Annotated in this window: 16 protein-coding genes and 1 tRNA gene; 8 read left to right on the plus strand and 9 right to left on the minus strand. The window is 65.6% G+C overall.

What is annotated here, in order from left to right; genetic code table 11:
- Window positions 1-142: 142 nt before the first annotated feature.
- The 4 genes from ACP7DW_RS26010 to ACP7DW_RS26025 form a co-directional block, all read right to left on the minus strand.
- A complete protein-coding gene (locus ACP7DW_RS26010; protein WP_298414214.1) occupies window positions 143-748 on the minus strand; it encodes a hypothetical protein in 606 nt (201 codons plus the stop codon).
- A gap of 162 nt (window positions 749-910) precedes the next feature.
- Complete coding sequence (locus ACP7DW_RS26015) at window positions 911-3592, minus strand: bifunctional acetate--CoA ligase family protein/GNAT family N-acetyltransferase (protein ID WP_426057395.1); 2682 nt, start codon at window positions 3590-3592, stop codon at window positions 911-913.
- Window positions 3593-3708: 116 nt separating this feature from the next.
- On the minus strand, window positions 3709-4701 hold the full coding sequence (locus ACP7DW_RS26020; RefSeq protein ID WP_426057394.1) for a DUF2804 domain-containing protein: 993 nt from the start codon (window positions 4699-4701) through the stop codon (window positions 3709-3711).
- Entirely contained in the window at window positions 4698-5981 is a 1284-nt protein-coding gene (locus ACP7DW_RS26025) for a winged helix-turn-helix domain-containing protein (RefSeq protein ID WP_426057393.1), read from the minus strand. The genes ACP7DW_RS26020 and ACP7DW_RS26025 overlap by 4 nt, the downstream gene beginning before the upstream one ends.
- 200 nt (window positions 5982-6181) lie before the next feature.
- Here ACP7DW_RS26025 and ACP7DW_RS26030 point away from each other — a divergent pair, with 200 nt between their 5' ends.
- Entirely contained in the window at window positions 6182-8326 is a 2145-nt protein-coding gene (locus ACP7DW_RS26030; RefSeq protein ID WP_426057392.1) for a TonB-dependent receptor domain-containing protein, read from the plus strand.
- 61 nt (window positions 8327-8387) lie between these two features.
- Here ACP7DW_RS26030 and ACP7DW_RS26035 read toward each other — a convergent pair whose 3' ends face one another.
- Together ACP7DW_RS26035 and ACP7DW_RS26040 are read right to left on the minus strand one after the other, a co-directional pair.
- On the minus strand, window positions 8388-9056 hold the full coding sequence (locus ACP7DW_RS26035; RefSeq protein WP_426057391.1) for a response regulator: 669 nt from the start codon (window positions 9054-9056) through the stop codon (window positions 8388-8390).
- Between the two features lie 19 nt (window positions 9057-9075).
- Window positions 9076-9447, minus strand: coding sequence for a YajD family HNH nuclease (locus tag ACP7DW_RS26040; protein WP_010396763.1), 372 nt, complete (start codon window positions 9445-9447; stop codon window positions 9076-9078).
- Window positions 9448-9729: 282 nt separating this feature from the next.
- Between ACP7DW_RS26040 and ACP7DW_RS26045 the strand changes: the two genes are divergently transcribed.
- From ACP7DW_RS26045 to ACP7DW_RS26055, 3 genes are all read left to right on the plus strand, one after another.
- A complete protein-coding gene (locus ACP7DW_RS26045; protein WP_426057390.1) occupies window positions 9730-12750 on the plus strand; it encodes a PAS domain-containing protein in 3021 nt (1006 codons plus the stop codon).
- 67 nt (window positions 12751-12817) lie between these two features.
- Window positions 12818-14044: an exonuclease SbcCD subunit D C-terminal domain-containing protein gene (locus ACP7DW_RS26050; RefSeq protein ID WP_426057389.1), complete on the plus strand. Its 1227-nt coding sequence runs from the start codon at window positions 12818-12820 to the stop codon at window positions 14042-14044.
- Window positions 14045-14060: 16 nt separating this feature from the next.
- Window positions 14061-17819, plus strand: a complete 3759-nt coding sequence (locus tag ACP7DW_RS26055; RefSeq protein ID WP_426057388.1) for an AAA family ATPase — start codon at window positions 14061-14063, stop codon at window positions 17817-17819.
- Here ACP7DW_RS26055 and ACP7DW_RS26060 read toward each other — a convergent pair.
- Window positions 17816-17983, minus strand: a complete 168-nt coding sequence (locus ACP7DW_RS26060) for a hypothetical protein (RefSeq protein ID WP_426057387.1) — start codon at window positions 17981-17983, stop codon at window positions 17816-17818. The genes ACP7DW_RS26055 and ACP7DW_RS26060 overlap by 4 nt on opposite strands.
- A 178-nt stretch (window positions 17984-18161) precedes the next feature.
- Here ACP7DW_RS26060 and ACP7DW_RS26065 point away from each other — a divergent pair, with 178 nt between their 5' ends.
- The 4 genes from ACP7DW_RS26065 to ACP7DW_RS26080 all read left to right on the plus strand — a co-directional run bounded on the left by ACP7DW_RS26065 (window position 18162) and on the right by ACP7DW_RS26080 (window position 20650).
- Window positions 18162-18371, plus strand: coding sequence for a hypothetical protein (locus ACP7DW_RS26065; protein ID WP_034755039.1), 210 nt, complete (start codon window positions 18162-18164; stop codon window positions 18369-18371).
- Window positions 18372-18430: 59 nt separating this feature from the next.
- Complete coding sequence (locus tag ACP7DW_RS26070; RefSeq protein ID WP_426057386.1) at window positions 18431-19279, plus strand: hypothetical protein; 849 nt, start codon at window positions 18431-18433, stop codon at window positions 19277-19279.
- A gap of 59 nt (window positions 19280-19338) precedes the next feature.
- Window positions 19339-20517: a methyltransferase gene (locus ACP7DW_RS26075; RefSeq protein ID WP_426057385.1), complete on the plus strand. Its 1179-nt coding sequence runs from the start codon at window positions 19339-19341 to the stop codon at window positions 20515-20517.
- 56 nt (window positions 20518-20573) lie between these two features.
- Window positions 20574-20650: transfer RNA gene (locus ACP7DW_RS26080), tRNA-Met, on the plus strand.
- 495 nt (window positions 20651-21145) lie between these two features.
- Here ACP7DW_RS26080 and ACP7DW_RS26085 read toward each other — a convergent pair.
- Both ACP7DW_RS26085 and ACP7DW_RS26090 read right to left on the minus strand, forming a co-directional pair.
- The gene (locus ACP7DW_RS26085; protein ID WP_426057384.1) at window positions 21146-23479 is read right to left on the minus strand and encodes a DotA/TraY family protein; all 2334 of its coding nucleotides are present in this window, start codon (window positions 23477-23479) and stop codon (window positions 21146-21148) included.
- On the minus strand, window positions 23476-23919 hold the full coding sequence (locus ACP7DW_RS26090; protein ID WP_426057383.1) for a hypothetical protein: 444 nt from the start codon (window positions 23917-23919) through the stop codon (window positions 23476-23478). Before ACP7DW_RS26090 ends, ACP7DW_RS26085 begins: the two co-directional genes overlap by 4 nt.
- Between the last annotated feature and the right edge of the window lie 28 nt (window positions 23920-23947).

Genomic DNA, 23947 nt, shown 5'->3' on the forward strand with positions numbered 1-23947 from the left:
AAAGCCCGGGGTATTGCATCGGACAGGTCTGTACAAGTTACCAAATGACTAACGCAAGATTTCTTTCTTGCTGGCGCCAGCGCAAAATCCGGCGCGCGCAGCCGGCGCAAACGGGCGGACGGGGTGGGCGCTCGCTACCCGCTCAAGCCTGTGCGCGCAGCGGCGGCTGCATGGCAGGCAAGGCATCGTCCGCCGAGGTGCCGGCGCTCCCTGCGGTTTCAGCAGCGCCAGCAGGCGTGCCCGGCGCTGGCAAAGGCACGGGCGAAACAAAGGGCAGCACTTGCGCCTTGCCACGGCGCGCTTCCTGCGCGCGCGCATCGTGGGCGAGGAACTGATAGGCGATGGCGAACCACGCTTCGCCCACGATGACCTTGCGCGCCAGCGCGAACAGTTCGCGCTCTTCTTTTTCCAGGCGCTGCAGCAAGGCCGCGCAAAAGGCGTCGATGGCCGCGCACAGCTGCTCGGCCTGCAATTCGGAATGGTCGATGGCGGCGCCCGCGCGCTGCTGCACCAGATTGATGCTTTCCAGCGCCGCGTGGTTCAAGCCGTTCAGCTCATTGAGCAAACCATCCGCATGCGGCGTGGCCTGGCGGATGGCGGGGATCAGATACATCTCCACCTTGCGCCAGTAACCGCCCTGGTACAGCCGGTTCAGCCAGTCGCCCGTGTACTGCAGTTGCGCCAGGCTCAGCCTGCTCTGCTGGCGCAGTTGCACCTGCATGTATTTTTGAAATGCCAACAAACTCATGCGGATACTTGCCTGTTCTACCGACAGGGAAACCAATATATATGTTGCAGTAAGCATGCACTCACTCCCGAAAATACGCTGGATGTCTGATCCTGGAAGTGAAAGTGTAAAGACTGCCGACAGGGGTGGGGTTGATCCTGCACAAACCCGCAGCGGCTTTTTTCACGGCGCGCGCAGGCCGATATGCAGGTTGACCACGCCCGGCTCTTCCGATGGCGTGACTTCGCCGCCAAAACTTTTCACCAGCCGCTGCATGCCCTTGTTGCGCGCCATCGCCTCGCCCACCAGCGCTTCCGTGCCGCGGCTGCGGAAGTAGTCGACCAGTTTTTCAAACAGGATGTGGCCCAGGCCCTTGGCTTTCAGGGCCGAGCGCACGGCGATGGCGAAATCGGCATGGATATTGTCCGGGTCGGCCACGGCGCGCACCACGCCCAGGGTTTCCGGCTTGCCGTCCGGGCCAGTATGCGTGGCGATGAAGGCCATGGCGCGGTCGTAGTCGATCTGCGTCAGGCGCGCCAGCTGCGACACGGGCAGCTCGCGCATGGACGTGAAAAAGCGCAGGCGCACGTCGTCCGGGTCCAGCGCATTGAACAGGTCCATGTGCTGCGGCGCGTCTTCCGGGCGGATGGGGCGCAGCAAGATGGATTGCCCCATCCACGTCACCTGCTCTTCCAGCTCTTGCGGATACGGACGGATGGCCAGGCGGTCGCTCTTCTGGCCCGGTTGCAAACGGATGCGCGCGTCGAGCGCGATCACGCCGTCGGCGTCGGCCACCAGCGGGTTGATGTCGAGTTCGGCCAGCTCGCCGATATCGGCCACCAGTTCGGCCACCTGGATCAGGGTGTAGCAGATGGCGTCGATGTCGGCCGGCGGCTGGTTGCGGTAGCCGGCCAGCAGTTTCGACACGCGCGTGCGCGCCAGCATGTCGCGCGCCAGCACCATGTTCAGCGGCGGCAGGCCGATCGAATGGTCGGCCGTCACTTCCACGGCGATGCCGCCCTGCCCCACCAGGATGACGGGGCCGAAGGCGGCGTCCGTGGTGACGCCGACGATCAGTTCATGCGATTGCGGCCGGCGCGCCATCTGCTGCACCGTAAAGCCGTCGATCAGCGCATCGGGGCGCATGCGGCGCACGCGCTTGAGCATGGCGGCAGCGGCCGCGCGCAGGATGTCGGGCGTGTCGAGGTCGAGCGCCACGCCGCCCACGTCGGATTTGTGGGCGATGTCGGGCGAATGGATTTTCAGCGCCACCGGGTAGCCGATGTCCGCCGCCACGGCCAGCGCCTCTTCCACGTCGGCCGCCATGCGCGTGGTGGCCACCGGGATGCCGTAGGCGGCCAGGATCTCCTTCGAGCGGCATTCGCCCAGCACCGTCTGGCCGGCCGCCAGCGCGGCGGCGACGATTTCGCGCACGCGCGCGCGGCGCGGCGTGGCCGACATGGGCAGCTGCGCCGGCACCTGCATCAGGGTTTCCTGGTTGCGCCGGTACTGCACGATCTGCATGAAGCCATGCACGGCCTTTTCCGGCGTATCGTAGGTGGGAATGCCGGCCCGGTTGAAGACCTGGCGCGCGGGCGCCACGGTGGTGCCGCCAAGCAGGCACGACAGCACCGTGCGCGAGGTGGCCTTGATCAGCGGCGTGACGGCTTCGGCGATGTCGATCGACGAGACCATGGCCGTGGGCGCGTGCAGCAGCAGCAAGGCGTCCGCCTGCGGCTCGTCGAGCAGCGGCTTGATGGCGTCGACATAGCGCTGCACGGGCGCGTCGCCGGGCAAGCCGACGGGGTTGTCGTGCGACCAGCCGCGTGGCAGCGCCTTTTCCAGCGCGATGACGGTATCGGGCGACAGCTCGGCCAGCTTGCCGCCGCTGCCCACCAGCGCATCGGTGGCCATCACGCCCAGGCCGCCGCCGTTGCACAAGATCGCCAGGCGCTCGCCGCGCTGCGAACGGATATGCGTGAGCGTTTCCACCGCGTCGAACAACTCTTCGGCCGAATACACGCGCAGCATGCCGGCGCGGCGGATGGCCGCGTCATACACGGCGTCGGAGCCGGCCAGCGCGCCCGTGTGCCAGGCCGCCACGGCCGCGCCTTCGGCCTCGCGGCCCGCCTTCAGGACGATGACGGGCTTGCTGCGCGCGGCGGCGCGCGCCGCCGACATGAATTTGCGCGCCGCCTGGATGTCTTCCATGTACAGCAGGATGGCGGCCGTGTCGATGTCGCCGGCCAGGTAGTCGAGCAGGTCGCCGAAATCGATGTCATAGCTGCCACCGAGCGAAATGAACTTGGAAAAGCCCACGCCGTGCGCGTTGGCCCAATCGAGCACGCCCGACACCAGCGCGCCCGACTGCGACACGAAGGCGATCTTGCCGCTCGTCGCGCCGACATGAGCGAAGCTGGCGTTCAAGCCCAGTTTCGGCACCAGCAGCCCCATGCTGTTGGGACCGAGGATGCGCAGCAGATGCGGCTTGGCCGCGTTCAGCATGGCCAGGCGCAGCGACTGTTCGCGCACGGGGTCGAGGCCGGACGTCATGACGATGGCCGCGCGCGTGCCCAGCGCGCCCAGGTCGCGGATCAGCGCCGTGATGGTGGCGGGCGGCGTGCAGATGATGGCCAGGTCCGGCGCCTTGGGCAAGTGCGCCAGCTTGCGGTAGCATTTCAGGCCCATCAGCTCGTCGTACTTGGGATTGACGGGCCAGATATCACCTTTGTACTGCGCTCCTTGATCCCCGCCTCCCAGCAGGTTGGCCAGCGCGATGGCGCCCAGCTTGTGGTCGCGCGCCGTGGCGCCGATCAGGGCCACCGAGGCCGGCTTGAACAACTTGTCGAGATTACGGATACTCATGTTCTGGCCTCATGGATTGCCGGGGCGGGATTGCCGGAGTGGCTGCGCCAGTGTATAGGATGCGCCGTCAAAAAAACTTGACCTTGTGGCGCGTTTCGCAAAAAAACCGCGCGCGCCTACCAGCGCGAGCGGTGGCTTTCCGTCACGCCCGCCAGCTGCGCCACGATGCGCTTGGGAGATTGCGCGCTGGCGCGTACCCAGCCGCTGAAAGTGCCGATGGGCTGGATGTAGCGGCTGGCGGCGATCCCCAGGTTCTTATCTTCGCGCCGCGCCCCTTCCGGCTTGAAGTGCAGGTCCAGCAGATCGTCGTCCGTCCATACGTGCCACGGCGCCAGCGGGTTGTCGGGATTGAAGTCGAAATGCGCGCGGCCCAGCGCATACAGCTGGCCATCGAGCCACAGCGCGTTTTCATGCGCGCCGAAATAGCCGGCCTGCAGGTTGAAACCCAGGTCCAGGCTGTGCGCCGAGGCCCAGCGCCATTCCGTCTCGCGCGCCAGCAAGCCGTTCGAATAGTCGAAGCTGGCCACGCCGTCATCGAGGCTGTAGCCGATGGCGCCGCAGCGCACGCTGCCCCACAAGGGCAGGCCGCCCGACTTTTGCGTCGCATGCACGCTGCCGCCCTCGGCCACCGGCCCGATCGCCAGCAGGGTCGGCGCCACGGGCGGGCCGAATTGCGCATCGATGCCGAAAAGGCCGCAATCGAGCTGCAAACGGTAGCGCTGCTGCGGCTGGGCCTCGATGGAGATCACTTGCGAGAGGAAGCGGAAACGGCTGCAGGCAGCAGCATGCGGCGCCACCGATGCGCACAGGCCGGGAATGCCATCCTGCGAAAAGCTGGCCACGATCTTGCCCTTGTTGCGGTCGAAGGCATACGCGAACGCCGTGCTGGTCCAGCCCAGGTCGACGATGGCCACACCGCAGAACAGGGTGGGCGTGGACAGGGCCACGTAATGCCAGCGCTTGTGGTGAAACAGGCGCCAGAGGGCGCCGCGCGCATGCGGCGGCGCCAGCGCGGCCCAGTCGAAGGCGTTCAATTGTCCCGTGTAGCGGCCAAAGCAGGGAACGCCATTGGCGTCGAGCAGCGCGGGTGGCGCCGGTGGCAGCATCATGCGGCCCGCCTTGCCGCCTGGCCCGCATCCTGCCAAGCGGCGGCCAGTTGCACGCCGAAGGCTGCCGGCTGCGCCTGCGCAATATCAATCGCGGGACAGGCATGCCAGAGCGCCAGGCGCTGCACGGCGCCGGCCACGTCCCGCACCAGGCGGGGGCTGAGGCGCACGCCGTCTTCCAGCGCCAGCGACTTGATCTCGAAGCGCCCCTGCGCGCGGTGCGCCTTGGCGTCCAGCCGCCCCACCAGCGCGCCGCGCCGCAAGATCGGCAGCGTGAAATAACCATAGCGGCGTTTTTCGGCCGGCGTGTAGCATTCGAGCCGGTAGTCGAAATCAAACAATTCCAGCGCGCGGCGCCGGTCCCACACGACGGGATCGAACGGCGACAATATCGTCGTCAGGGTGGGCGAGAGCTTGCCGGCCGCCGCCGCGTGCAGTAATTGCCCATGCTCCGCATGCACGTAGACGGCATCATCCCAGCCGGCCACCGCGCAGCGCAGCAGCACGCCCTCGTCCACCAGCGCCTGCAGATCGTGCGCCAGGCTGGCGCGCGCTTGTTTCGTGCGGAAGTAGTCGCTGATCCAGCTGGCCCGCGCCAGGCCCAGCGCCTTCACGCTGGCCAGCAGCAGGCGCCGGCGCACCTGCTCTTCCGGCGGCAGCAAGCCATCGTGCCAGCCGGGCAAAATGCGTTCGGCGAGGTCGTAATAGCGCTGAAAATTGTGGCGTTTGGCGATCATCAGCACGCCCGACGTAAACAGCACCTCCAGCGAGCGCTTTTCCGGCTTCCAGCTCCACCAGCCGCCCGCCTTGCCGTCCGTGCGCTCAAAATCGGCCGAGCGCGCGGCGCCGTTGGTGCGGATATGCTCGAGCACCGAGGCCACGGCGTCGCCCTGCTCGGCCATCCATTTGACCGAATACTTCCAGCCCATGGCGGCCGGATCCAGCATGCGGTGGCGGTACAAGCCATAGTCTTCGATGGGCACGAAGCACGCTTCATGCGCCCAGTATTCGAACAGCGCGCCCTCGGCCAGCAATTGCTCCAGCCACGGCTGCGGATAGTCGCCCAGCCGGCTCCACAGCACCAGATACGGGCTGCGCGCCACCACGTGGATGGTGTCGATCTGCAGCACGCCCATCTGGCGCACCGCGGCCAGCACGTCGGCCTTCACGGCTTTCTTGCGGCGCGCCTGCAGCAAACCCTGCGCGGCCAGGTGCAAGGCGCGCGCGGCGGCCAGCGATAACGGGGGGAGGTCGGAAGGAATGGGCTGGTGTGGGCTAGGCATAGCTGAAAGATACCGCATTCCGCGTGACACTTGCACGTTTTATCGCTATTAAGAATCTCTTAAGAACTTCTGCGCATGATCCACAGCGAAATATTTTTTGGGAAGCCATGCCCGCAATTGTGAATGATTCTTATTATTTCCATGATTCCCATTACCCAAACAAACCAGACCAATAACTAATCCACCCTCCAGGAGTTTGCATGTCCAACAGCCCCCGCCGCGCGCGCCTGCCGCGTCCCACCACCCTGGCCCTGGCCATGGCCGCCCTGTCCTGCCTGCCGGCCTACGCCCAGACGGGCTCGCCTGCCAGCATGCCCGAAGTGGTGGTCTCCGCCTCCGGTTTCGAGCAGGACATCAAACAGGCGCCGGCTTCCATTACCGTGCTGACGCGTGAAGAGCTGTCGAAAGAGCGCTTCGGCAACCTGACGCAGGCGCTGGAAAGCGTGGAAGGCATCGACGTGGGTGCGGCGGGCGACAAGACGGGTGGCATGAACATCAGCATCCGCGGCATGCCCAGCGACTACACGCTGGTGCTGATCGACGGACGGCGCCAGAACGCGGCCGGCAACGTCACGCCGAACGGCTTCGGCGGCACGCAGACGAGCTTCATGCCACCGCTGGCCGCCATCGAGCGCATCGAAATCATCCGCGGCCCCATGTCGACCCTGTACGGCTCGGACGCCATGGGCGGCGTGATCAACATCATCACGCGCAAGGTGGGCAAGCAGTGGATGGGCTCCGTCTCGGCCGACTACACCGTGCAGGAAGAATCGGATTTCGGCGACGTGAAAAACGGCCGCTTCTACCTGAGCGGCCCCATCGCCACCGACCTGCTGGGCCTGTCCCTGCGCGGCAGCAAGCAGCGCCGCGATGCGGCCGACATCCGCTACGACGGCGCGAACGGTCCGGGAACCGCGCCGACCATGGGCGCCAACCCCGTGCGCGCGGACATCGACAACTTCGGTGCGCGCCTGGCCTTTACGCCCAACCGCACCCACACCGTCATCCTCGACGCCGACGCGGGCCGCCAGACCTACGACAATTCGAAGAAGCAACTCGGTACCCTGGGCTTGCAGGGCGGCTACGGTCCAGAGCAGAAATACAACCGCGACCAGTGGACCCTGTCGCACACGGGGCGCTTCGGCTTCGGCACCCTCGACAGCAGCTACATGGTGAACCAGACGGAAACCCTGGGCCGCACGATTCCGCCAGGCACGCCAGGCGCCGTGGCCGGCAGCGCGCGTACGCTGGAAGTGGAAAGCCGGGTGTTTGACACCAAATTGGTCATGCCTTTGGGCAAACACATGGCGACCGTCGGCGCGCAATGGTGGAAGGCGGAAATGACGGATGGCGTGGCGCCAAAGACATTCGAATTCACGCAAAAAGCCCTGTTCGTGGAAGACGAATGGCAGGTGCTGGAGCATCTCGCGCTGACCTTCGGCGCCCGCTACGACGATCACAGCATCTTCGGCGGCCAGACCAGCCCCCGCGCGTATGCCGTGTGGAACGCGACGCCGAGCTGGACCGTCAAGGGCGGCGTCAGCAAAGGCTACAAGACGCCGCGCGTGGAACAACTGTCGCCAGGCATCAACGGTTTCGGCGGCCAGGGCACGATTCCCCTCGTCGGCAGCCCGAATCTGAAGCCGGAAACGAGCACGACGACGGAAATCGGCGCGTATTTCGACAACCTGGCGGGCTGGACCGCCAGCGGCTCCCTGTTCAACAATACCTTCAAGGACAAGATCACGACGGGCACAGGCCTCGTCAATTGCGACTACCGTCCCTCGCCGAACCGTCCCGGCTGCGTCAGCTTCGGCAACTGGCCCAACGTCGATGCGTTTGGCCAGTCGGTCAACGTGGATGAGGCCGTCACGCGCGGCGTCGAGCTGAACACCCGCTTCCCGCTGGGCAAGGCGCTGTCGGCCAGCGCCAACTACACCTACACGGAAAGCGAACAGAAGAGCGGCAGCAACGCCGGCAAACCGCTGAGCGACACGCCCAAGCACGCCGTCAACGCGCGCCTGTCGTGGGATATCTCGCGCGCATGGAATGGCTGGCTGCGCGCCGAATACCGCAGCGAACGCTTCCGCGATCCCGGCACCTCGGCTTCCACGCGCGCCGCCAAGGCCGCGCTGGGCGACTACAAGGGCTACACCATGCTGCACCTGGGCAGCAGCTATCAGCTGAACCAGCGCGTGACCCTGAACGCGGCCGTGTACAACCTGCTCAACAAGGACTTCATCGACTATCAGCCGTACCGCGCCCCGGCATTGACCTACGCCAACCGCTATGTCAACAGCATGGACGGTCGCCGTCTGTGGCTGTCGGCGACTGTCGATTTCTGATGATGTGATGACCTGTCGGTCATGAGCATAACGGGCGGCCTCAGAGCTGCCCGTTTTTTCGTCAAGCCGCTTTGGGCTTGTCGATGCAGTAGCCGATCGCATGCACGGTGCGTATCAGGTCCCGCCCCAGCTTCTTGCGCAGGTGGTGGATATGCACTTGCACGGCATTGCTCTCCACTTCATCACCCCAGCTGTACAGGTTTTTCTCCAGCTGCTCCCGGCTCAGCACCCGGCCGCCGTGCTCCAGCAGCAATTGCAGGATGCGGAACTCCTTTACCGTCAGGGTCACGGGCAATCCCGCTTGCGTTACCTGCCGGTCGGCGATATCGAGCACCAGCTCGCCATGCACGAGGTGCTCGCGCAGGCGGCCGGCGGCGCGGCGGCAGGCGCTGCGGATGCGCGCGGCCAGTTCGTCGAGGTCGAACGGTTTCACGATGAAGTCGTCGGCGCCCGCGTCCAGGCCGGCGATGCGCTCGCCCACCGTGTCGCGCGCCGTGACGATCAGCACGGCGCCGCTGTAGCCATTGTCGCGCAGCACGCCCAGCGCCTGCATGCCGTCCTGCCCCGGCAAGCCCAGGTCGAGCAGGATGCAGTCATAGTCGTGCAGGCGCACGGCCGTGTGCGCGTGTTCAGCGCTCGTGACCCAGTCGACGGCATGGCCGCCCTGTTCCAGGCCGATCTGCGTGGCGCGGCCCAGTTGCGGGTCGTCTTCGGTCAGCAGGATGCGCATGGGGAAGCGGCGCGCCCGCTCAGTCCTTCTTCTTGATCAGGCCGGCCAGCGCGGCGAACGGATTGTGCGTCGCGGGCGCCACCTCGGCCGACAGCAGGCCGGCGCCACGGTCCGCTTCCAGGTAGCGCGAGTGCTCATTGTCGTGGCAATACAGGCACAGCAGCTCCCAGTTGCTGCCGTCCGGCGGATTGTTGTCGTGGTTGTGGTCGCGGTGGTGCACCGTCAGTTGCTGCACGTTGGCGCGCGTGAATTCGCGCGTGCAGCGGCCGCATACCCACGGATACATCTTCAGCGAGCGCTCGCGGTAGCCGCTCTCGCGCTGGTCGGCGGCGCGGCGCGCTTCGGCCACGATCTTGTCCAGTCTTGCCGCGTCGGGCTTTTTACTCTGCATGACAACTTTCGATATGGGAGGGAGAAGCGCCCATTTTAATGAGGATGGGGGCGCAATTGTACTTTTTCTGCCACGCCGCCAGCCCGTGTCGTCGCCGGCGTGCCTTTTTTAGCGTGCACGGCACCACAACTACTTGATTTAACGCAGAATAAGCCCAGCGACAGACCGTGAACAGACGATGGGAGCGGCGGCAACACGCTTGCGCGCAAGGCAGCCGATTTCGGCTATCATGCGCGCCACGCCGCCCCTCCCCTTTACCATGACTCTAGCCTGCAAGCGCCCGTGATAGCGATAACAAGACCCCTGCAACGCCTTGCCCGCCGCCTGTACCGTCTCAGCCTGGTGCCCCTGTTCGCGCTCATCCTGCTGCTGGCGCTGTGGGCGGCCGTCTTGTACCAGGTGGGCCAGGAGCGCGCCAGCGCCGTGCGCGACGCCGTGGCCGTCAGCCAGTCGCTGGCGCGCACCCTGGCCGACCATACCAGTTTCACCCTGCGCCAGTCGGACCACGCCACGCAATTGTTCAAGCTCAAATACGAGGAAACGGACGGCGGCCTGCGCCTCAATGAATTCACGCGCCGCCAGGGTCTGCTCGACAGCGTGCTGCCGTCGAAGCTGGCCTTGCCGATCGCCCTCATCGACGCGCAGGGCAATGTGCTCGACAGCGCCAATGCGTATTGGCCGGAAAACCTGGCCAGCCAGGCATTTTTCAGGGCGCTGGCCGCCAATGCATCCGACACGGCCATGGTCGACACGCCCATGCTCGACCCGGCCAGCAAGCACTGGACCATCCGCCTGGCACGCCGCCTGAACGATGCGCACGGCCGCTTTGCCGGCGCCATCATCATCCACGTCGACCCGACCTATTTTGTCGACGATTACGACCGCCTGGATCTCGATGAACAGGGTGCGCTGATGCTGGTGGCGCGCGACAGCGGCCTGACGGTGGGGCGCATCGGCGAACAGCGCATCCTCAGCGACCGCATCGACTTCCGCATGCCCGGGGCGCCCCTGCATGCGGCCGAAGAACTGCTGATCGAGCCGCCGGTGGACACGACGGCGCGCATCTACAGCTACCGTGAACTGGCGCGCTACCCGCTGCTGGCCGTGGTAGGCGTGAGCCGCGCCGTCGCCCTGGCACGTTTCGAACAGCGCCGCCTCGTGTATCTCGGCGCGCTGCTCGCCGCCAGCGTGCTCATTGCCGGCTTTACGGGCCTGCTGATGCGCCAGAACGCGCGCCTGCGCCGCAGCATCCGCCAGGCCACGGAAACGCAAGCGCTGCTGCGCGCGGCGCACCACGGCAGCCTCGACTCCGTGCTGCTGCTGAAAGCCTGGCGCCCCGCGCCGGGCAAGCCGGTGGAAGACTTCATTTTCGCCGACGTCAACGAGCGGGCCGCCGACATGCTGGGCAAGCCACGCTCCGAACTGCTGGGCCTGCGCGTGCTGCAGCACATGCCGCTGCTGCGCGGCGAGCGCTTCTTCCAGCGCTTCGTGCGGGTGATGGAAACGCGCCAGCCGCTGGAAGACGAATTCGAGCTGCCGCTGGCCTCGGGCGGCACGCGCTGGCTGCGCCACCAGGTGGTGCCCATCATCGACGGCGTGGCCGTCACCTCGCGCGACATCAGCGCGCGCAAGCATGACGAACTGGCGCTGCAGGATAACCGCAGCTTCCTGCAGTCGCTGATCGACCATTTGCCCGTGCTGGTCTACGTGAAAAGCGCGCGTCCGGAAAATTTCGGCAAGATGGTGGTGTGGAACAAGGCCGCCGAGGATATCACCGGCCACCTGGCCGCCGACGTCATCGGCAAGACCGATTGCCAGGCCTTTCCACCCGACTTCGGCCTGCACGACGCCGAAGACGACCGCGCCATCCTGGCCGAGCGCGGCGTCATCGACCATACGGAAAAGCCGCTGCGCCTGGCGGACGGCAGCCTGCGCTACGTGCACGCCGTGTCCGTACCCGTGTTCGACGAGCGCCAGCAGATCGAACATATCCTGTGCATCGCCGAGGATGTCTCGCAGCGCCGCCAGCAGGAACTGGAACTGCGCCAGAAACAGGCCGAGCTGGCCGCCGTCAACGATGCCTCGCCGCTCGGGCTGGTGCGCCTGGACCGCCAGCGCCGCTGCACCTACGTCAACCGCACCTTCGAATCGATCACGGGCCTGCCGCGCGCCGCCGCCCTGGGCGCCGGCTGGACCAGCGCCCTGCACCCGGACGACTATCCGCTGATGCACGTGGCGCTGGAACAGCTCACGCGCGGCCACGCGCCGTTCCAGTCCACCCTGCGCTGCCTGCAACCCGACGGCAGGCTGGTCTGGGTCTCCGTCAAAATTGCCCCCATCCTCATCGACGGCCAGATCGAAGGCTACGTGGGCAGCCTGGACGACATTACCACCTTGCGCGAGTCGGAAGTGGCGCTGCTGGAGAGCGAAGCGCGCCTGCGCACCATCGCCGACACCCTGCCGGCCATGATCGCCTACATCGACGCCGACCAGGTCTACCGCTTCCTGAACATCGCCTATGAGCGCGAATTCGACCTGACGGGCCGGCAGGCGCTGGGCAAGAGCGTGCGCGAGACCGTCGGCGAGGCGCGCTACCGCACGGTGGCGCCGTATATCGAGCGCGTGCTGTCAGGTGAAACCCTGAGTTTTGAAGAGGATGATGAAAAAGAAGGCATCGAGCGCTGCCTGGAAGTGATTTACATTCCGCAGCTCGGCGAAGACAAGCTGCAGGTGGCGGGTTTTCACGTGATGCGCCAGGATATCACCGTGCAAAAGCGCGAAAAACAGCGCCTGCTGCAGCTGGCCCAGGTCGACGTGCTGACCGGCTTGTCGAACCGCGCCGGCTTCCAGCAAAAACTCAGCGACGCCATGCACGCCAGCCGCCAGCAGCAGCACCTGATGGCCGTCATGTACATGGATATCGACCGCTTCAAGCCCGTCAACGACACGCATGGCCACGGCACCGGCGACGCCCTGCTGCGCGCCTTCGCCCAGCGCCTGACGCAGACCATGCGCGTCACCGACATCATCGCCCGCCTGGGCGGCGACGAATTCACCATCATCATGGAACAGATCACCCGGCCCGACGACGCGGCTCTGCTGGCGGAAAAGATCGTCACCGCCATGCAGCAGCCGTTCGAACTCGACGGCATCACCGTGCGCATTTCCGCCAGCATCGGCCTGGCCTTCTACCGCGACGAAGACATCTCCCCTGCCGTGCTGCTGCAGCGCGCCGACGTGCTGCTGTACCAGGCCAAGCAGGATGGGCGCAATACCTACAGGGCCGGCGTGCTGACTACTTGATATGGCCGCTGGCGCAGGCCGCCATTCCTGCTATATTGGCGCCTGTCTTCCCTACCCTTGCCCCATCATGCGCCTGCTGCACACTTCCGACTGGCATCTGGGCCAGACCCTGCACAACTATGAACGGGGCTACGAACACCAGCGCTTCCTCGACTGGCTGCTCGACACGCTCGTGGCCGAACGCGTCGACGTGCTGCTCGTCGCCGGCGACGTGTTCGACAACGCCAACCCGTCGGCCGCCTCGCAAAAGCAGCTGTATGTGTTCCTGCAGCAGGCGCGCGCGCGCCTGCCCGCGCTGCAGCTGGTCGTCGTCGCCGGCAACCACGATTCGGCCGGCCGGCTCGAAGCGCCCGCGCCCCTACTGGCCGCGCACGGCACGCACGTGATCGGCCATTTGCTGCGCGGCGAGGATGGCGACATCGACCTGGAACGCCTGCTGCTTCCGCTCACCGGCAGCGATGGGCAGGTGCGGGCCTGGTGCCTGGCCGTGCCCTTTTTGCGCCCCGGCGACGTGCCGAAGCTGCCCGCCGGCGACACCCAGGATGCCTACCTGGGCGGCATCGCCCTGCTGTACCGCCAGTTGACGGACCTGGCGCTGGCGCGCCGCCAGCCCGGGCAAGCCATCGTTGCCATGGGCCACTGCCACATGGTGGGCGGCGAAATGTCCAACGATTCCGAGCGCCGCATCGTCATCGGCGGCACCGAGATGCTGCCGTCGGGAATTTTTGATACCGCCATCGCGTATGCGGCGCTGGGCCACCTGCACAAGGCGCAGGCCGTCGGCGGGCAAGAACATATCCGCTATTGCGGCAGCCCGATCCCCCTGTCTTTCGCCGAAGTGAACTACCGCCACCAGGTGCTGTGCCTCGATATCGACGGCGAAACGCTGCAGTCGGTGCGTGTCATCGAAGTGCCGCGCGCCGTGCCCCTCTTGCGCGTGCCCGCCACGCCGGCGCCGATCGCCGAAGTGCTGGCGCAGCTGGCGGCCCTCGACGTGCCGGACGCACCGGCCGAGGAGCAACCGTTCCTGGAAGTGCGCGTGCGGCTGGACGCGCCCGAACCGGGCCTGCGCACGCGCATCGAAACGGCGCTTGACGGCAAGCCGGTGCGCCTGGCAAAGATCGAAACGTCGAGCGCCGCGCGCAGCAGCGCGCCCGAGAACATGACGCTCGACCAATTGGGCCAGCTGCAGCCCGACGACATCTTCCGCCGCCTGTACCAGCAAAAATACGCCAAGGAAGCGCCACCCGAACTCCTCTCGGCCCTGGCCGAACTGCTGCTGCCCGGCGCCTGACTGCTCCTGAAAAACCATGAAAATCCTGAACATCAGCGGTAAAAACCTGGCCTCGCTGGCCGGCGAATTTGAAGTCGACTTCCAGCAGGAGCCGCTGGCGTCTTCCGGCCTGTTCGCCATCAGTGGCCCCACGGGCGCGGGCAAGAGCACCCTGCTCGACGCCCTGTGCCTGGCCCTGTACGACGCCACGCCGCGTTTGCTGAAAGTGCTGGGCCGGGGCAGCGCCCTGCCCGACGTGGGCAAGGAAACCGTCAACGCGCAGGATACGCGCACCCTGCTGCGCCGCGGCACGCCGGACGGCTACGCGCAAGTGGACTTTGTCGGCAACGACGGCGCTCACTACCGCGCGCGCTGGAGCGTGCGCCGCTCGCGCACCCGCGCCGAAGGGGCGCTGCAATCGACCGCCATGAGCTTGCACCAGCTGCCCGCGCTGCAAGCCATCGGCGGCACCAAGACGGAAGTGAAGGAAGAGATCGAAAAACGCATCGGCCTGTCCTTCGACCAGTTTACGCGCGCCGTGCTGCTGGCGCAGAACGAGTTTTCCACCTTCCTCAAGACGGAAGACAATGAGCGCGGAGAGTTGCTGGAAACCCTGACGGGCAGCAGCATCTATACCGACATTTCCATGCGCGCCTTCGAGCGGGCAAAGAAGGAAAAGCAGATCCTCGAACGCCTGGGCGAAAAACTGGCCGACCAGCGGCCCCTGTCGCCGGAAGAACGGGCCGACACCGAGGCGCTGTGCGGCGCGGCCGAGACTACCCTGCAACACATCGACTTGCGCAAGGCGGTGCTGGAACTGCAGCAGCGCTGGCACCAGGAGACGCACAAGCTGCAAACCCAGGTGACGGCGGCGCAAGAAGCGCTCGATGGCGCGGATGCCGAACGCGCCGCCGCCGAAGAGCGCCGCGCGGCGCTGGCGCAGTGGGAACTGCTGCAGCCGGCGCGGCCCCTGATCGACGACGTGGCGCGCCTGGCCAGCGACATCGCCGGCAGCGGCGCCGCACTGGAAGCGTCGCGCGTGCAGGCGGCGCAAGCCGTCGCCGCCGAAGCGCAACTGGCGCAGGCCGTGCAGCTGGCGACGGCGGCCTTGCTGGCCAGGGAAGCGGCGCAGCGCGATGCGGCGCCCCTGCTCGATCAAGCCAAGGCGCTCGACGCCAGCATTGCGGCGCAATTGCCCGCGCATGGCCAGGCATGGCAGGCCGCGCAGGCCGCAGACCAGGCCAACGAGGCGGCGCGCAGCGCGCTGCAAGCGCTGCAGCAGCGCCAGCATGCCGCGCTGGCGGAGCAGGAAGCAGGCCGCCAGTGGCTGGCATCGCACCAGCAGTGGCAGGCGCTGGCGCAAGCGTGGCAATTGTGGGATCAATTGTTTGCCCAGGCAGGACAAGCGGCCGCGCAAGCCGATGCGGCCGACGCCAGCATGGCTGAATCGGCCCGGCAGGTGCGCCAGGCCTCTGACGCCACACTGGCGGCGCAAGCGGCGCTGGCCAGCGCCGCTGCCGCGCTGGCCATGCGCGAGGCGGAAAGGCGCGAGGCGACAGCCGCCGTGCAAGCCATCGATGGCCTGGCGCTGCAGGAACAGCGCGGCCAGCTGGAGGCGCACGCACGCATCTTGACCAGTGCGGAAAAAACCTGGAGCGAACTGGCACGCCAGCAGCAGGCGCTGGCGCACTGGCAAGCCAGGGCCGCCCAGCTGGCGCAGGCCGCGCAAACGGAAAGTATGGCGCTGGCGGCGGAAGCGGCGCAAACGCCGCTGCTGGAAGCGCGCCTGGCGCAGGCGGAAAAGTCCTTGAAAGGGGCGGAAGCGGCATGCGCGGCCAGCGTCGAGCAGTTGCGGGCCACTTTGCAGGATGAGCAGCCCTGCCCCGTCTGCGGCGCGCTGGAACACCCGTACAGCCACGCCGACCACGCCTTGCAGGCGATGCTGGCCAGCTTGCACGATGAGGTGCTGGCTTGCCGCACGCAGGCGCGCGGCAATGTGGAACGCCTGGCCACGCACAAGGCGGCGCTGGCCGCCCATATGCACGAACAGGCACAGACGGCGGAAGAATTATCGGCACTGCCGCCCATCATCGACAGCCTGAATGCCCAGTGGCAGCCGCATGCGGACACCCTGCAACTGCCGCAGGAAGAGCAGCGCGCGGACTGGTTCACGCAGCAGCTGGCAGCCAATGCGGCCGGTTTGCAGGCGCTGGCGCAGCAGGAAACGGCGCTGCGCCAGGCCAGCGCGCGGCGCGAGCAGGCGCAGGCGGCATATGAACTGGCGTCAAACGAGCATGCGCGCTGCACCAGCAGCGTCGCCGATGCACAGGCGCGGTTGGCGCAGCTGCAGGCGCAGCAAGCGGGCAACGCCGACAAGGGCGAGACGGCGCGCGCCGCGCTCGATGACTTGCTGGCGCAGCTCGATGGCGCGTTTACCGACGCCGACGGCGCCGAGGACTGGAAAGACAGCTGGCGCGCCGGCCCGGCCGCCTTCCGCGCCGCGCGTGAAACGGAAAGCCGGCAATGGCTGAAACAGCAGGCGGACCAGGACCAGCGCGGCCACGCGCTGGCCACCTTGGCCGCGCAGCTGGACGCGGCGCTGCTGGCCGCCGGCAAGGCGCAGCAAACGGCGCAGGAGACCCACGCCGCGTTTGCCGCCGCCGACAAACAGCGCACGACCCTGCAAGCCGGGCGCGACGCGCTATGGCAGGGCCAAGCCGTGACCGAGGTGGAAGGCGCGCTGGCAGGCGCCATCGCGGCGGCCAAAGCGCTGCTGGCGCAGCAGCAAACGGCGGCGCAATTGGCCAGCCAGCAGCGCACGCGCCTGGACGAAGCGTGCGCGCAGCTGTCGCAGCGCCTGGCCGCCTTGCGGGAACAGGAACACGGCGCCACCGCCGCGCTGCACGAGTGGCTGCGCCAGTTCCAGCAGCTTCACTCCAGCCAGGCGCCCGCCACGATCGAAGCGCTGCGCGCGCGCCTGGCCGTCTCCGCGGAGAGCATGCGCGCCGAACGCGACGCCCTGCAAGTGGTCGCCGACCGCCACACGGCGGCCGTTTCCGTGCTGGCCGAACGCCGGCAGCAGCTGGCCGCGCACGTGCAGCAGCCGCCGGAAGCGCTGGAAATGGACGTGGCCGCGCTGCAGGCCGCGCTGGACGCACTGGCGCTGGAACGCCAGGCGGCCAACCAGGAAGCGACGCGCTTGCGCCTGGCCATCGCGCAGGACGACGCGCGGCGCCACAGCGCGCAAGCGATGCTGGCGCAAATCGAGGCGCAAGCCGTCATCGAGCGGCGCTGGGCCAGCCTGGATGAATTGATCGGCTCGGCCGACGGCAAGAAATTTCGCAACTACGCGCAGCAATTCACCTTGGAAGTGCTGCTCGGCTATGCGAATGCGCATTTGAACCACCTGGCGCGCCGCTATCAGCTCGAACGCATCGACAATCCGGACAAGCCGTCGCTGGGCCTGATGGTGCGCGACCAGGACATGGGCGGCGAGCTGCGCTCCGTGCACTCGCTGTCGGGCGGCGAATCGTTCCTCGTCTCGCTGGCTCTGGCGCTGGGCCTGGCCTCGCTATCCTCGAACCGCGTGCGCGTGGAATCGCTGTTCATCGACGAAGGCTTCGGCAGCCTGGACACGGAAACCCTGCGCGTGGCCATGGATGCGCTCGACGGCCTGCAAGCGATGGGACGCAAGGTGGGCGTTATCTCGCACGTGCAGGAAATGACGGAACGCATCGCCACCCGCATCCTCGTGCAGCCGGGGTCTGGCGGCAAGAGCGTGGTGACGGTGCGCTAGCGTGGCACAGGTTCGCGACCCAGCCTGAGCATATCCCAGCCCAGTTCGCGGCGGATCTGCTCGGGGTCGGGCGGAGGCCGGCGCTGTGCCAGCTCCGCTTTCAGCCACTTCCTGACCAGCTCCTTGGCGGGCTGTACAGGCTTTTCCTTGTCATGCTTGTCCATGGTGCTACCTCTTCAACGGCGGTCAGACGACCTCCTATATACGCTCAACGTCATGGCGCGGATTCAGTTGACGTGCGCGTGGCGCAGATGCAACAACGTGTAACGATGGCCGGAGTGCGTTAAAATCGCCGCCTTCGCGCAGGCACCGCCTACGCCCCGCAACAATTCAAGGAACCCCATGAAAGCCGCCCGCAGCCTCACCTTCAAGTGCGTAAAATGTCACAAATCGATGCAGGTCTACCTGCAAAAAGTCTCCGCCTGCTCGCATATCCAGCCGTATCAGGGCATTTGCGCATGCGGCGAACTCAAGCGTCACGCCACGGGCCAGGCCGATGCCGTCAAGTCCTACCTGGAATCGGCGGACGGTAGCTGGTCGCACCACCACTAATGGTTAAAGAATGGGGCGATATTGCCGTTAATTGCTTATCTTCCCCATTTGAACCGACCATGTCCCAGCTCCCCGCCCTCACCTCCGGCTCGCGCCAGCCTGCCGCCAGTATCCTGGCAGGGCAAACGCCGCAAAAAGCGGGCGCCGGCGCGTCCGGCCTGGCCGGCTCGCCCCTGATGCAGCGCACGGCGCAAGACGTGGTGGCCCTGTCAAAAAACGGCCTGGACCTGTCGGCGAAGGGACTGTCGCAACGGACCGATGCGCTGGGCAACGCCACTGTCGATGTGGCGCAAGATTTTCTTGGCACCATGACGCGCCAGCTGTTCGGCGACGGCGCCACGGTCGCCTTCGATTCGGTCGACCTGCAAGCCGGCTCCAGCTTCAGCGGTGGCAGCGCCAGCGTCTCGGGCGCCAACGGCAGCAGCCGCGCGGCCGCCTTCAGCCTCGATGAGAACGCGCACTTCATCGGCAAGGGCAAGATCACCACGGCCGATGGCCAGACCTTCGACTTCGAACTGGAAGTGCAATATCAATCGAACATCAGCGCGGGCGTCCTTGAGCAAACGCAAGAGGCAGGCGAGGAAGCCAGCTCCGCCGATGAAGCCGCCCTGCCCGCCAAAGAATTGCCCGCCACGACCTTCGCCGGCAATCTGCACGACCTGTTCAAGCTGCTGGGCCAGCAATTGCAAAGCAATCTCTATCAGGGCACGTCCGACGGCGCCAGCGGCAACAATGGCGAGCTGGCGGGCAGCCTGAGCTTGCGTTTGCTCAAGCTGGTGCAGCCGGACAATACCGCCGAGGGCGCCAAAAAAACCGTGGAAACCACGCCCGCAGACCAGGCGCGCGCCCGCGCGCTGGCACTCGCCTATGGCACGGACGCCGCTGACGGCACGGCCAGCGACGTATAATGGAAGACGGCCTGCGCAGGCGACCATGCCGCGCGCCCCCCTTCTATCGATTGAAACCCATGTCCGACACCTCTTCACCTACCGTTCATCCGCAGATCCACTGGAGCGAAAACGGCGCCGAGCATTCGGCCCGCTGGCGCTCGGAAAGCGGCATGCCGCCACCCAAGCGCGTCGTCATCGCCGATGACCGCACGACGGCCGACCAGGCTTACCGCCTGGCCTGCGAAGGCACGGCCATGCTGTGGCGCGGCGACTTCCAGAACGCGCGCCAGCTGCTGCAGGCGCTGGCGCGGCGCGCCGACCACAAGAACGACAAACCGAGCAAAAAAGCCATGGCCGCCAAGCTGGCCAAGCCGGAACCGTCCGCCACAGAAGCGTTTCACCTGCACCGCCAGGCGCAGTCGCAGCGCGCGCGAACGCTGGCCATGCTGCTGCTGCCTTTTGACGCCGACTACACGATCCCGCTGCGCCGCGCGCCGGACGTGAAACTGGCCTGCAATGAGGCGTATGGCCGTGGCGAAGCAGCCTTCGTCGCCTCGCTGCGCGAGCTGCTGGGCCTGATCGGCGCGCACGAATGGCGCCGCACCGGCGTGGAACTGCCGGCCCTGGGCCAGCGCATCCACCCGCATTACGGCGTGTTCGCGCCGATTCGCGGCGAATACGTGGGCCTGGTGGCGGACGCGCCGCTGCCCGCGCGCGCCAGCCTGGCCTTCGACATCGGCACCGGCACGGGCGTGCTGGCCGCCGTGCTGGCGCAGCGCGGCATCCAACGCATCGTCGCCACCGACCAGGACCCGCGCGCCCTGTCCTGCGCGCGCGAAAACCTGGCGCGCCTCGATCTGCTCGATAAGGTCGACGTGGTGCAGGCCGACCTGTTCCCTGCCGGCCGCGCGCCGCTCGTCGTGTGCAATCCGCCATGGCTGCCGGCACGTCCAAGTTCGCCGATCGAATATGCCGTCTACGATCCGGACAGCCGCATGCTGCGCGGTTTCCTCGCCGGCCTGGCCGATCATCTGGAGCCAAACGGCGAAGGCTGGCTGATTTTATCGGACCTGGCCGAGCACCTGGGCCTGCGCCCGCGCGCGCAATTGCTCGAATGGATAGCGCAAGCGGGTTTGAAAGTGATCGACCGCCTGGACGTGAAACCCACGCACCCGCGCGCGCAAGATGCCACGGACAGCCTGCACGCTGCCCGCTCGAAGGAAATCACGTCGCTGTGGCGCCTGGCCGCGGCGTAAGCCAGGGTCTGACACCAGGCCATTGCGCATTGCAGCAAACCCGGCTATAATTCGGCTGCGGGGTGGAGCAGTCTGGCAGCTCGTCGGGCTCATAACCCGAAGGTCACAGGTTCAAATCCTGTCCCCGCAACCAGTTTCCTAAGTCGTTGATTCCCAAAGGTTTTCCCTCAGTGTGCTGGGGTTTTTGGGGGTCTCGCAAGTGTAACACTAAGCAACGCGCCTCGGATGATTCCGCGACGCGTTTTTTTTCGTCTATTTCTCGCCGGGGCCGCGCCCAGGGCGCGCCTGTGAGCTTCGAGCTGCGGGTGGTGGGACTCCCTCGGGCTTGGCCTGCGGCGGCGCCGCTTGCTCGAATCCTTTGGGCATTTCGATGATTTTAGCGTTGCTGCCGCGAATCGCTGGATTAAATTCTCTGTTGTCCGTCGGCTTAGATCCGCTGCTTCCGACGCATGTCGAATCGCGTTGCGACGGGATGCGACAATCCACTGCCGACGCCGTGGCGGCGGATGCTGCAAGCATTACCCAGATAGCCGCGCGAAAAATAGATTTGCATGAAAACATATTCCCTCCTGATAGATTGCGCCAAGGCCTTGCACTGCGTCGTCGCCTTGGCGCCATTCCTCCGCGCCTACTGCTCGCCGGGGCCGCGCGTAGGGCGCGCCTGCGGGCTTCGGGCTGGCGGGGGCTGGATTCCTTCGGCCTTGGCCTGCGTCGTCGCCTGCGGGCCTCCTGCGGCGGCTGCTGACGATTCCCGAGCGCTTGGGCTGTCACTGTCTGCCGCCACCGCTTTCTCCTCCATCGCCGCGCCCGGCTGTTCTTTACCTTCGCCAACGTCCCTAGCTTCTTTGTCGCCTCCTCTGCTGCTGGGGCGGGATAGCGATTTCGTCGCTGCTGCAACACTTGCCGCGCCTGCGGCGCCTGCTATCTTCTCGCCAGCGCCGCCGAGGCCTGTTGCAGCTTCACCCATTTGCTCCTTGCCGCCGCCGACCCATCGCAACAGATTGTCGCCGATTTTGTGAATGAATCCGACGCAATGCTTGATTAGATAGACGACTGCGCCGAAGTAGATTGCAATCATCATAATGGACGTGCCGAGACCGGCAAGCGAGCCGGTTTGCGACATTTTGAAGGCAGACGCAAAGACTTCATTGAAAGCACCGAGCACGGGGCCGAGGGCGGTCAATGCGGCGACATAGCCAAGCGTTATGAATGCCGGGCGAAGCAGCACGCCCAATAGCATCATATAGCCCGCCCTAGCGTTGCCCGCCAGCCCGTCGCCGTGTGGGTTCAAGTGCATCACGGCCCACAACGGCGCCGCTATCACCGCTTCAATGCACAGTAGCAGCCAGCCCAGGGCGGCGCCGAAGTAGAGCAAAAAGGGCAGCATGGGCAGAAATACGGCGACGCTTCCAGCGAAGACGAAGAGCGTCGAGCATATGCCAATCATGATCCAGCCCACAGCATTGAGCGCCCCCACCGCCGCCCCCGCAATGGCTTTCGATGTGCCGAGCGTGAGCACGCCGAGCACCTCACCCCACGCGCTTCCATTTGTTGCCTTCGTCGCTTCGCTCGCTCCGACCATAGCCACGCCTGCGACAATGCCAAGCTCACTGCCAACCATTAAATTATCGCCAAAGTCTTTCATCGACATCATTGGGTGGCGGTCTTGATTGAGCATGAGAGCGCTTAGAACTCCGTCGGTGAAAATTGAGGCGCTAAGGTCTTTGACGACGCGAGACAGCGGATTGCTCGAATCTCCGACGCGTCCCGACGCGTCTGTAACGTCTTTATCTGCGATTCGTGCGCCACCGCTTCGGGACATGATGCCCGCGAGGGCTTGGACATATTTGCCAGTGTCGGCGCCTGCGGCGTAGCTGTTCGAGTCGAGGCTTGGCGCCGACGCGGTCGGAACGTCGGCAATAGCCCGGCGCACTTCGTCTTGCATTTGTGCCGACTTCATGAACCAAGCCCCTGCGAGCATCCAGCCGTCCTCCTTGGCCGCGTCCATAAATTTTTTCATGTCATCTTTTTTTGTGAAGACGCTTGCGGCGGCTGCTACGCTCTTTTGATATTGACCAATGGCGGCGTTTGCATCGCCGACAACGTCGGGCGCCTTGCCTCCATCCTTCGCGAATTCGACGACCGCTCGGGCGGTCTTGTTCATCGCTTTCTCCATCGTCAACAGGGCCGCAATGTGGGCATCTTGCACTGTATTCAGAGCGCTCGGGTCTGTCGTCGTGCCGAGTAGTGCGGCCTTGGTTTTTGCTGCTGCGAGCCGAATGGTGTTGTAAGCGACGCCCCCGCAATCGTTGCCGCCGTTGATGCCGTAGAAGCGCGCGCCGACGGCGCTCTTTGCAGTCATTTTCGTGTTCATGCCCTCGATTACTGAGCTGTTGTAAGACTCAATGCATAGCTGCGAAATGAGCACGCCCTTGGCAAGCTCAGCGACTGCTGGCATGACAATCGTCGGTGCTAGACCCTCGGGCGAGCTTGTCGCGTCAATGTAGCCGCTCCAAACGTTATCGGCCAAAGCGACGCCTTGCCCGATGAGGAAGCCGAAGAGCAATTGGGCGACGCAGTAGCCGCCCGCGACTGGGACGACGAGACCGACACCCAAGGCTGTGCGGATCGGAATCCACATGCTTGACCATTGCTTGCCAAGGGCCGCTCCGTCGTGAGCGGTTTGCATCGTTCCGACAACGAGCGTATACGCTGCAATCACGCCGCCAATGGTCATCATTCCGGCATTAAAGACGCCCATCGTCTTCTCGAATGCGTTCACGACGCCGCCGCACTCTGAAAACATCGAGCCAAAAATAGGGACGAGAAAAGTTTTTACCGCTTGCGACTTGCAAGAGACTTCGAAGAAAGTCGACGCATTCGCAACGGTTGGCAAGAGGCCAAGGCCCACCAGTGTTAAAAACTGCCAAGCCCTCGCGGCCCATTTCGTCATGATGTTCATTGCTGCCCCCCATTTTGTTTTTGTTGTTCGCTCGCGCTCATGTCGTAGCAGATCAATGCTTGCAGCCGCTGTTTGCGATCCGCTTCGGCTAGTCGCTGCTGCTGCGCCTCCTCTTCGTCCTCTGCGTCCTTTTGACGCTTCGCCCGTCGCTTTGCTTCGCGCGCGGCTTTCTCGCGATTTAGTTTTTTGTCGAGGTGATAGCTCGGGCGGCAGCAGGCCCGCCAGAGGTTCGGCGAGTATTGCCAAAGTGCGACGAGACCGAATACAAGGACGACGATGAATGCCACCATTGTCGGCGCGGTGGCGAGGCGGTCGAAGACGTTTTTAAGAAAATCGACGACGATTGCGCAAATGAAAAAGGCAACGACGAGACTCGTCCGAACAACGTGCCCAGGGGCTTTTCTGAGCGCTTGAATGATTTCGCTGCTGTGCTCTGCCATGCCTTTCTCCCGTGTGTGTATGTGTTCA

Source organism: Janthinobacterium sp. PSRC1-1 (assembly GCF_049897525.1).
GTDB classification, from domain to species: domain Bacteria; phylum Pseudomonadota; class Gammaproteobacteria; order Burkholderiales; family Burkholderiaceae_D; genus Janthinobacterium; species Janthinobacterium tructae.

Excerpts from the sequence above, each read along its gene's own strand:
- ACP7DW_RS26070 (WP_426057386.1), top strand. The coding sequence starts at position 18,431 with ATGTCCCAGCTCCCCGCCCTCACCTCCGGCTCGCGCCAGCCTGCCGCC.
- ACP7DW_RS26020 (WP_426057394.1), bottom strand. The coding sequence starts at position 4,701 with ATGATGCTGCCACCGGCGCCACCCGCGCTGCTCGACGCCAATGGCGTT.
- ACP7DW_RS26065 (WP_034755039.1), top strand. The coding sequence starts at position 18,162 with ATGAAAGCCGCCCGCAGCCTCACCTTCAAGTGCGTAAAATGTCACAAA.
- ACP7DW_RS26030 (WP_426057392.1), top strand. The coding sequence starts at position 6,182 with ATGTCCAACAGCCCCCGCCGCGCGCGCCTGCCGCGTCCCACCACCCTG.
- ACP7DW_RS26055 (WP_426057388.1), top strand. The coding sequence starts at position 14,061 with ATGAAAATCCTGAACATCAGCGGTAAAAACCTGGCCTCGCTGGCCGGC.
- ACP7DW_RS26015 (WP_426057395.1), bottom strand. The coding sequence starts at position 3,592 with ATGAGTATCCGTAATCTCGACAAGTTGTTCAAGCCGGCCTCGGTGGCC.
- ACP7DW_RS26010 (WP_298414214.1), bottom strand. The coding sequence starts at position 748 with ATGAGTTTGTTGGCATTTCAAAAATACATGCAGGTGCAACTGCGCCAG.
- ACP7DW_RS26040 (WP_010396763.1), bottom strand. The coding sequence starts at position 9,447 with ATGCAGAGTAAAAAGCCCGACGCGGCAAGACTGGACAAGATCGTGGCC.
- ACP7DW_RS26075 (WP_426057385.1), top strand. The coding sequence starts at position 19,339 with ATGTCCGACACCTCTTCACCTACCGTTCATCCGCAGATCCACTGGAGC.
- ACP7DW_RS26085 (WP_426057384.1), bottom strand. The coding sequence starts at position 23,479 with ATGAACATCATGACGAAATGGGCCGCGAGGGCTTGGCAGTTTTTAACA.
- ACP7DW_RS26090 (WP_426057383.1), bottom strand. The coding sequence starts at position 23,919 with ATGGCAGAGCACAGCAGCGAAATCATTCAAGCGCTCAGAAAAGCCCCT.
- ACP7DW_RS26050 (WP_426057389.1), top strand. The coding sequence starts at position 12,818 with ATGCGCCTGCTGCACACTTCCGACTGGCATCTGGGCCAGACCCTGCAC.
- ACP7DW_RS26060 (WP_426057387.1), bottom strand. The coding sequence starts at position 17,983 with ATGGACAAGCATGACAAGGAAAAGCCTGTACAGCCCGCCAAGGAGCTG.
- ACP7DW_RS26025 (WP_426057393.1), bottom strand. The coding sequence starts at position 5,981 with ATGCCTAGCCCACACCAGCCCATTCCTTCCGACCTCCCCCCGTTATCG.
- ACP7DW_RS26035 (WP_426057391.1), bottom strand. The coding sequence starts at position 9,056 with ATGCGCATCCTGCTGACCGAAGACGACCCGCAACTGGGCCGCGCCACG.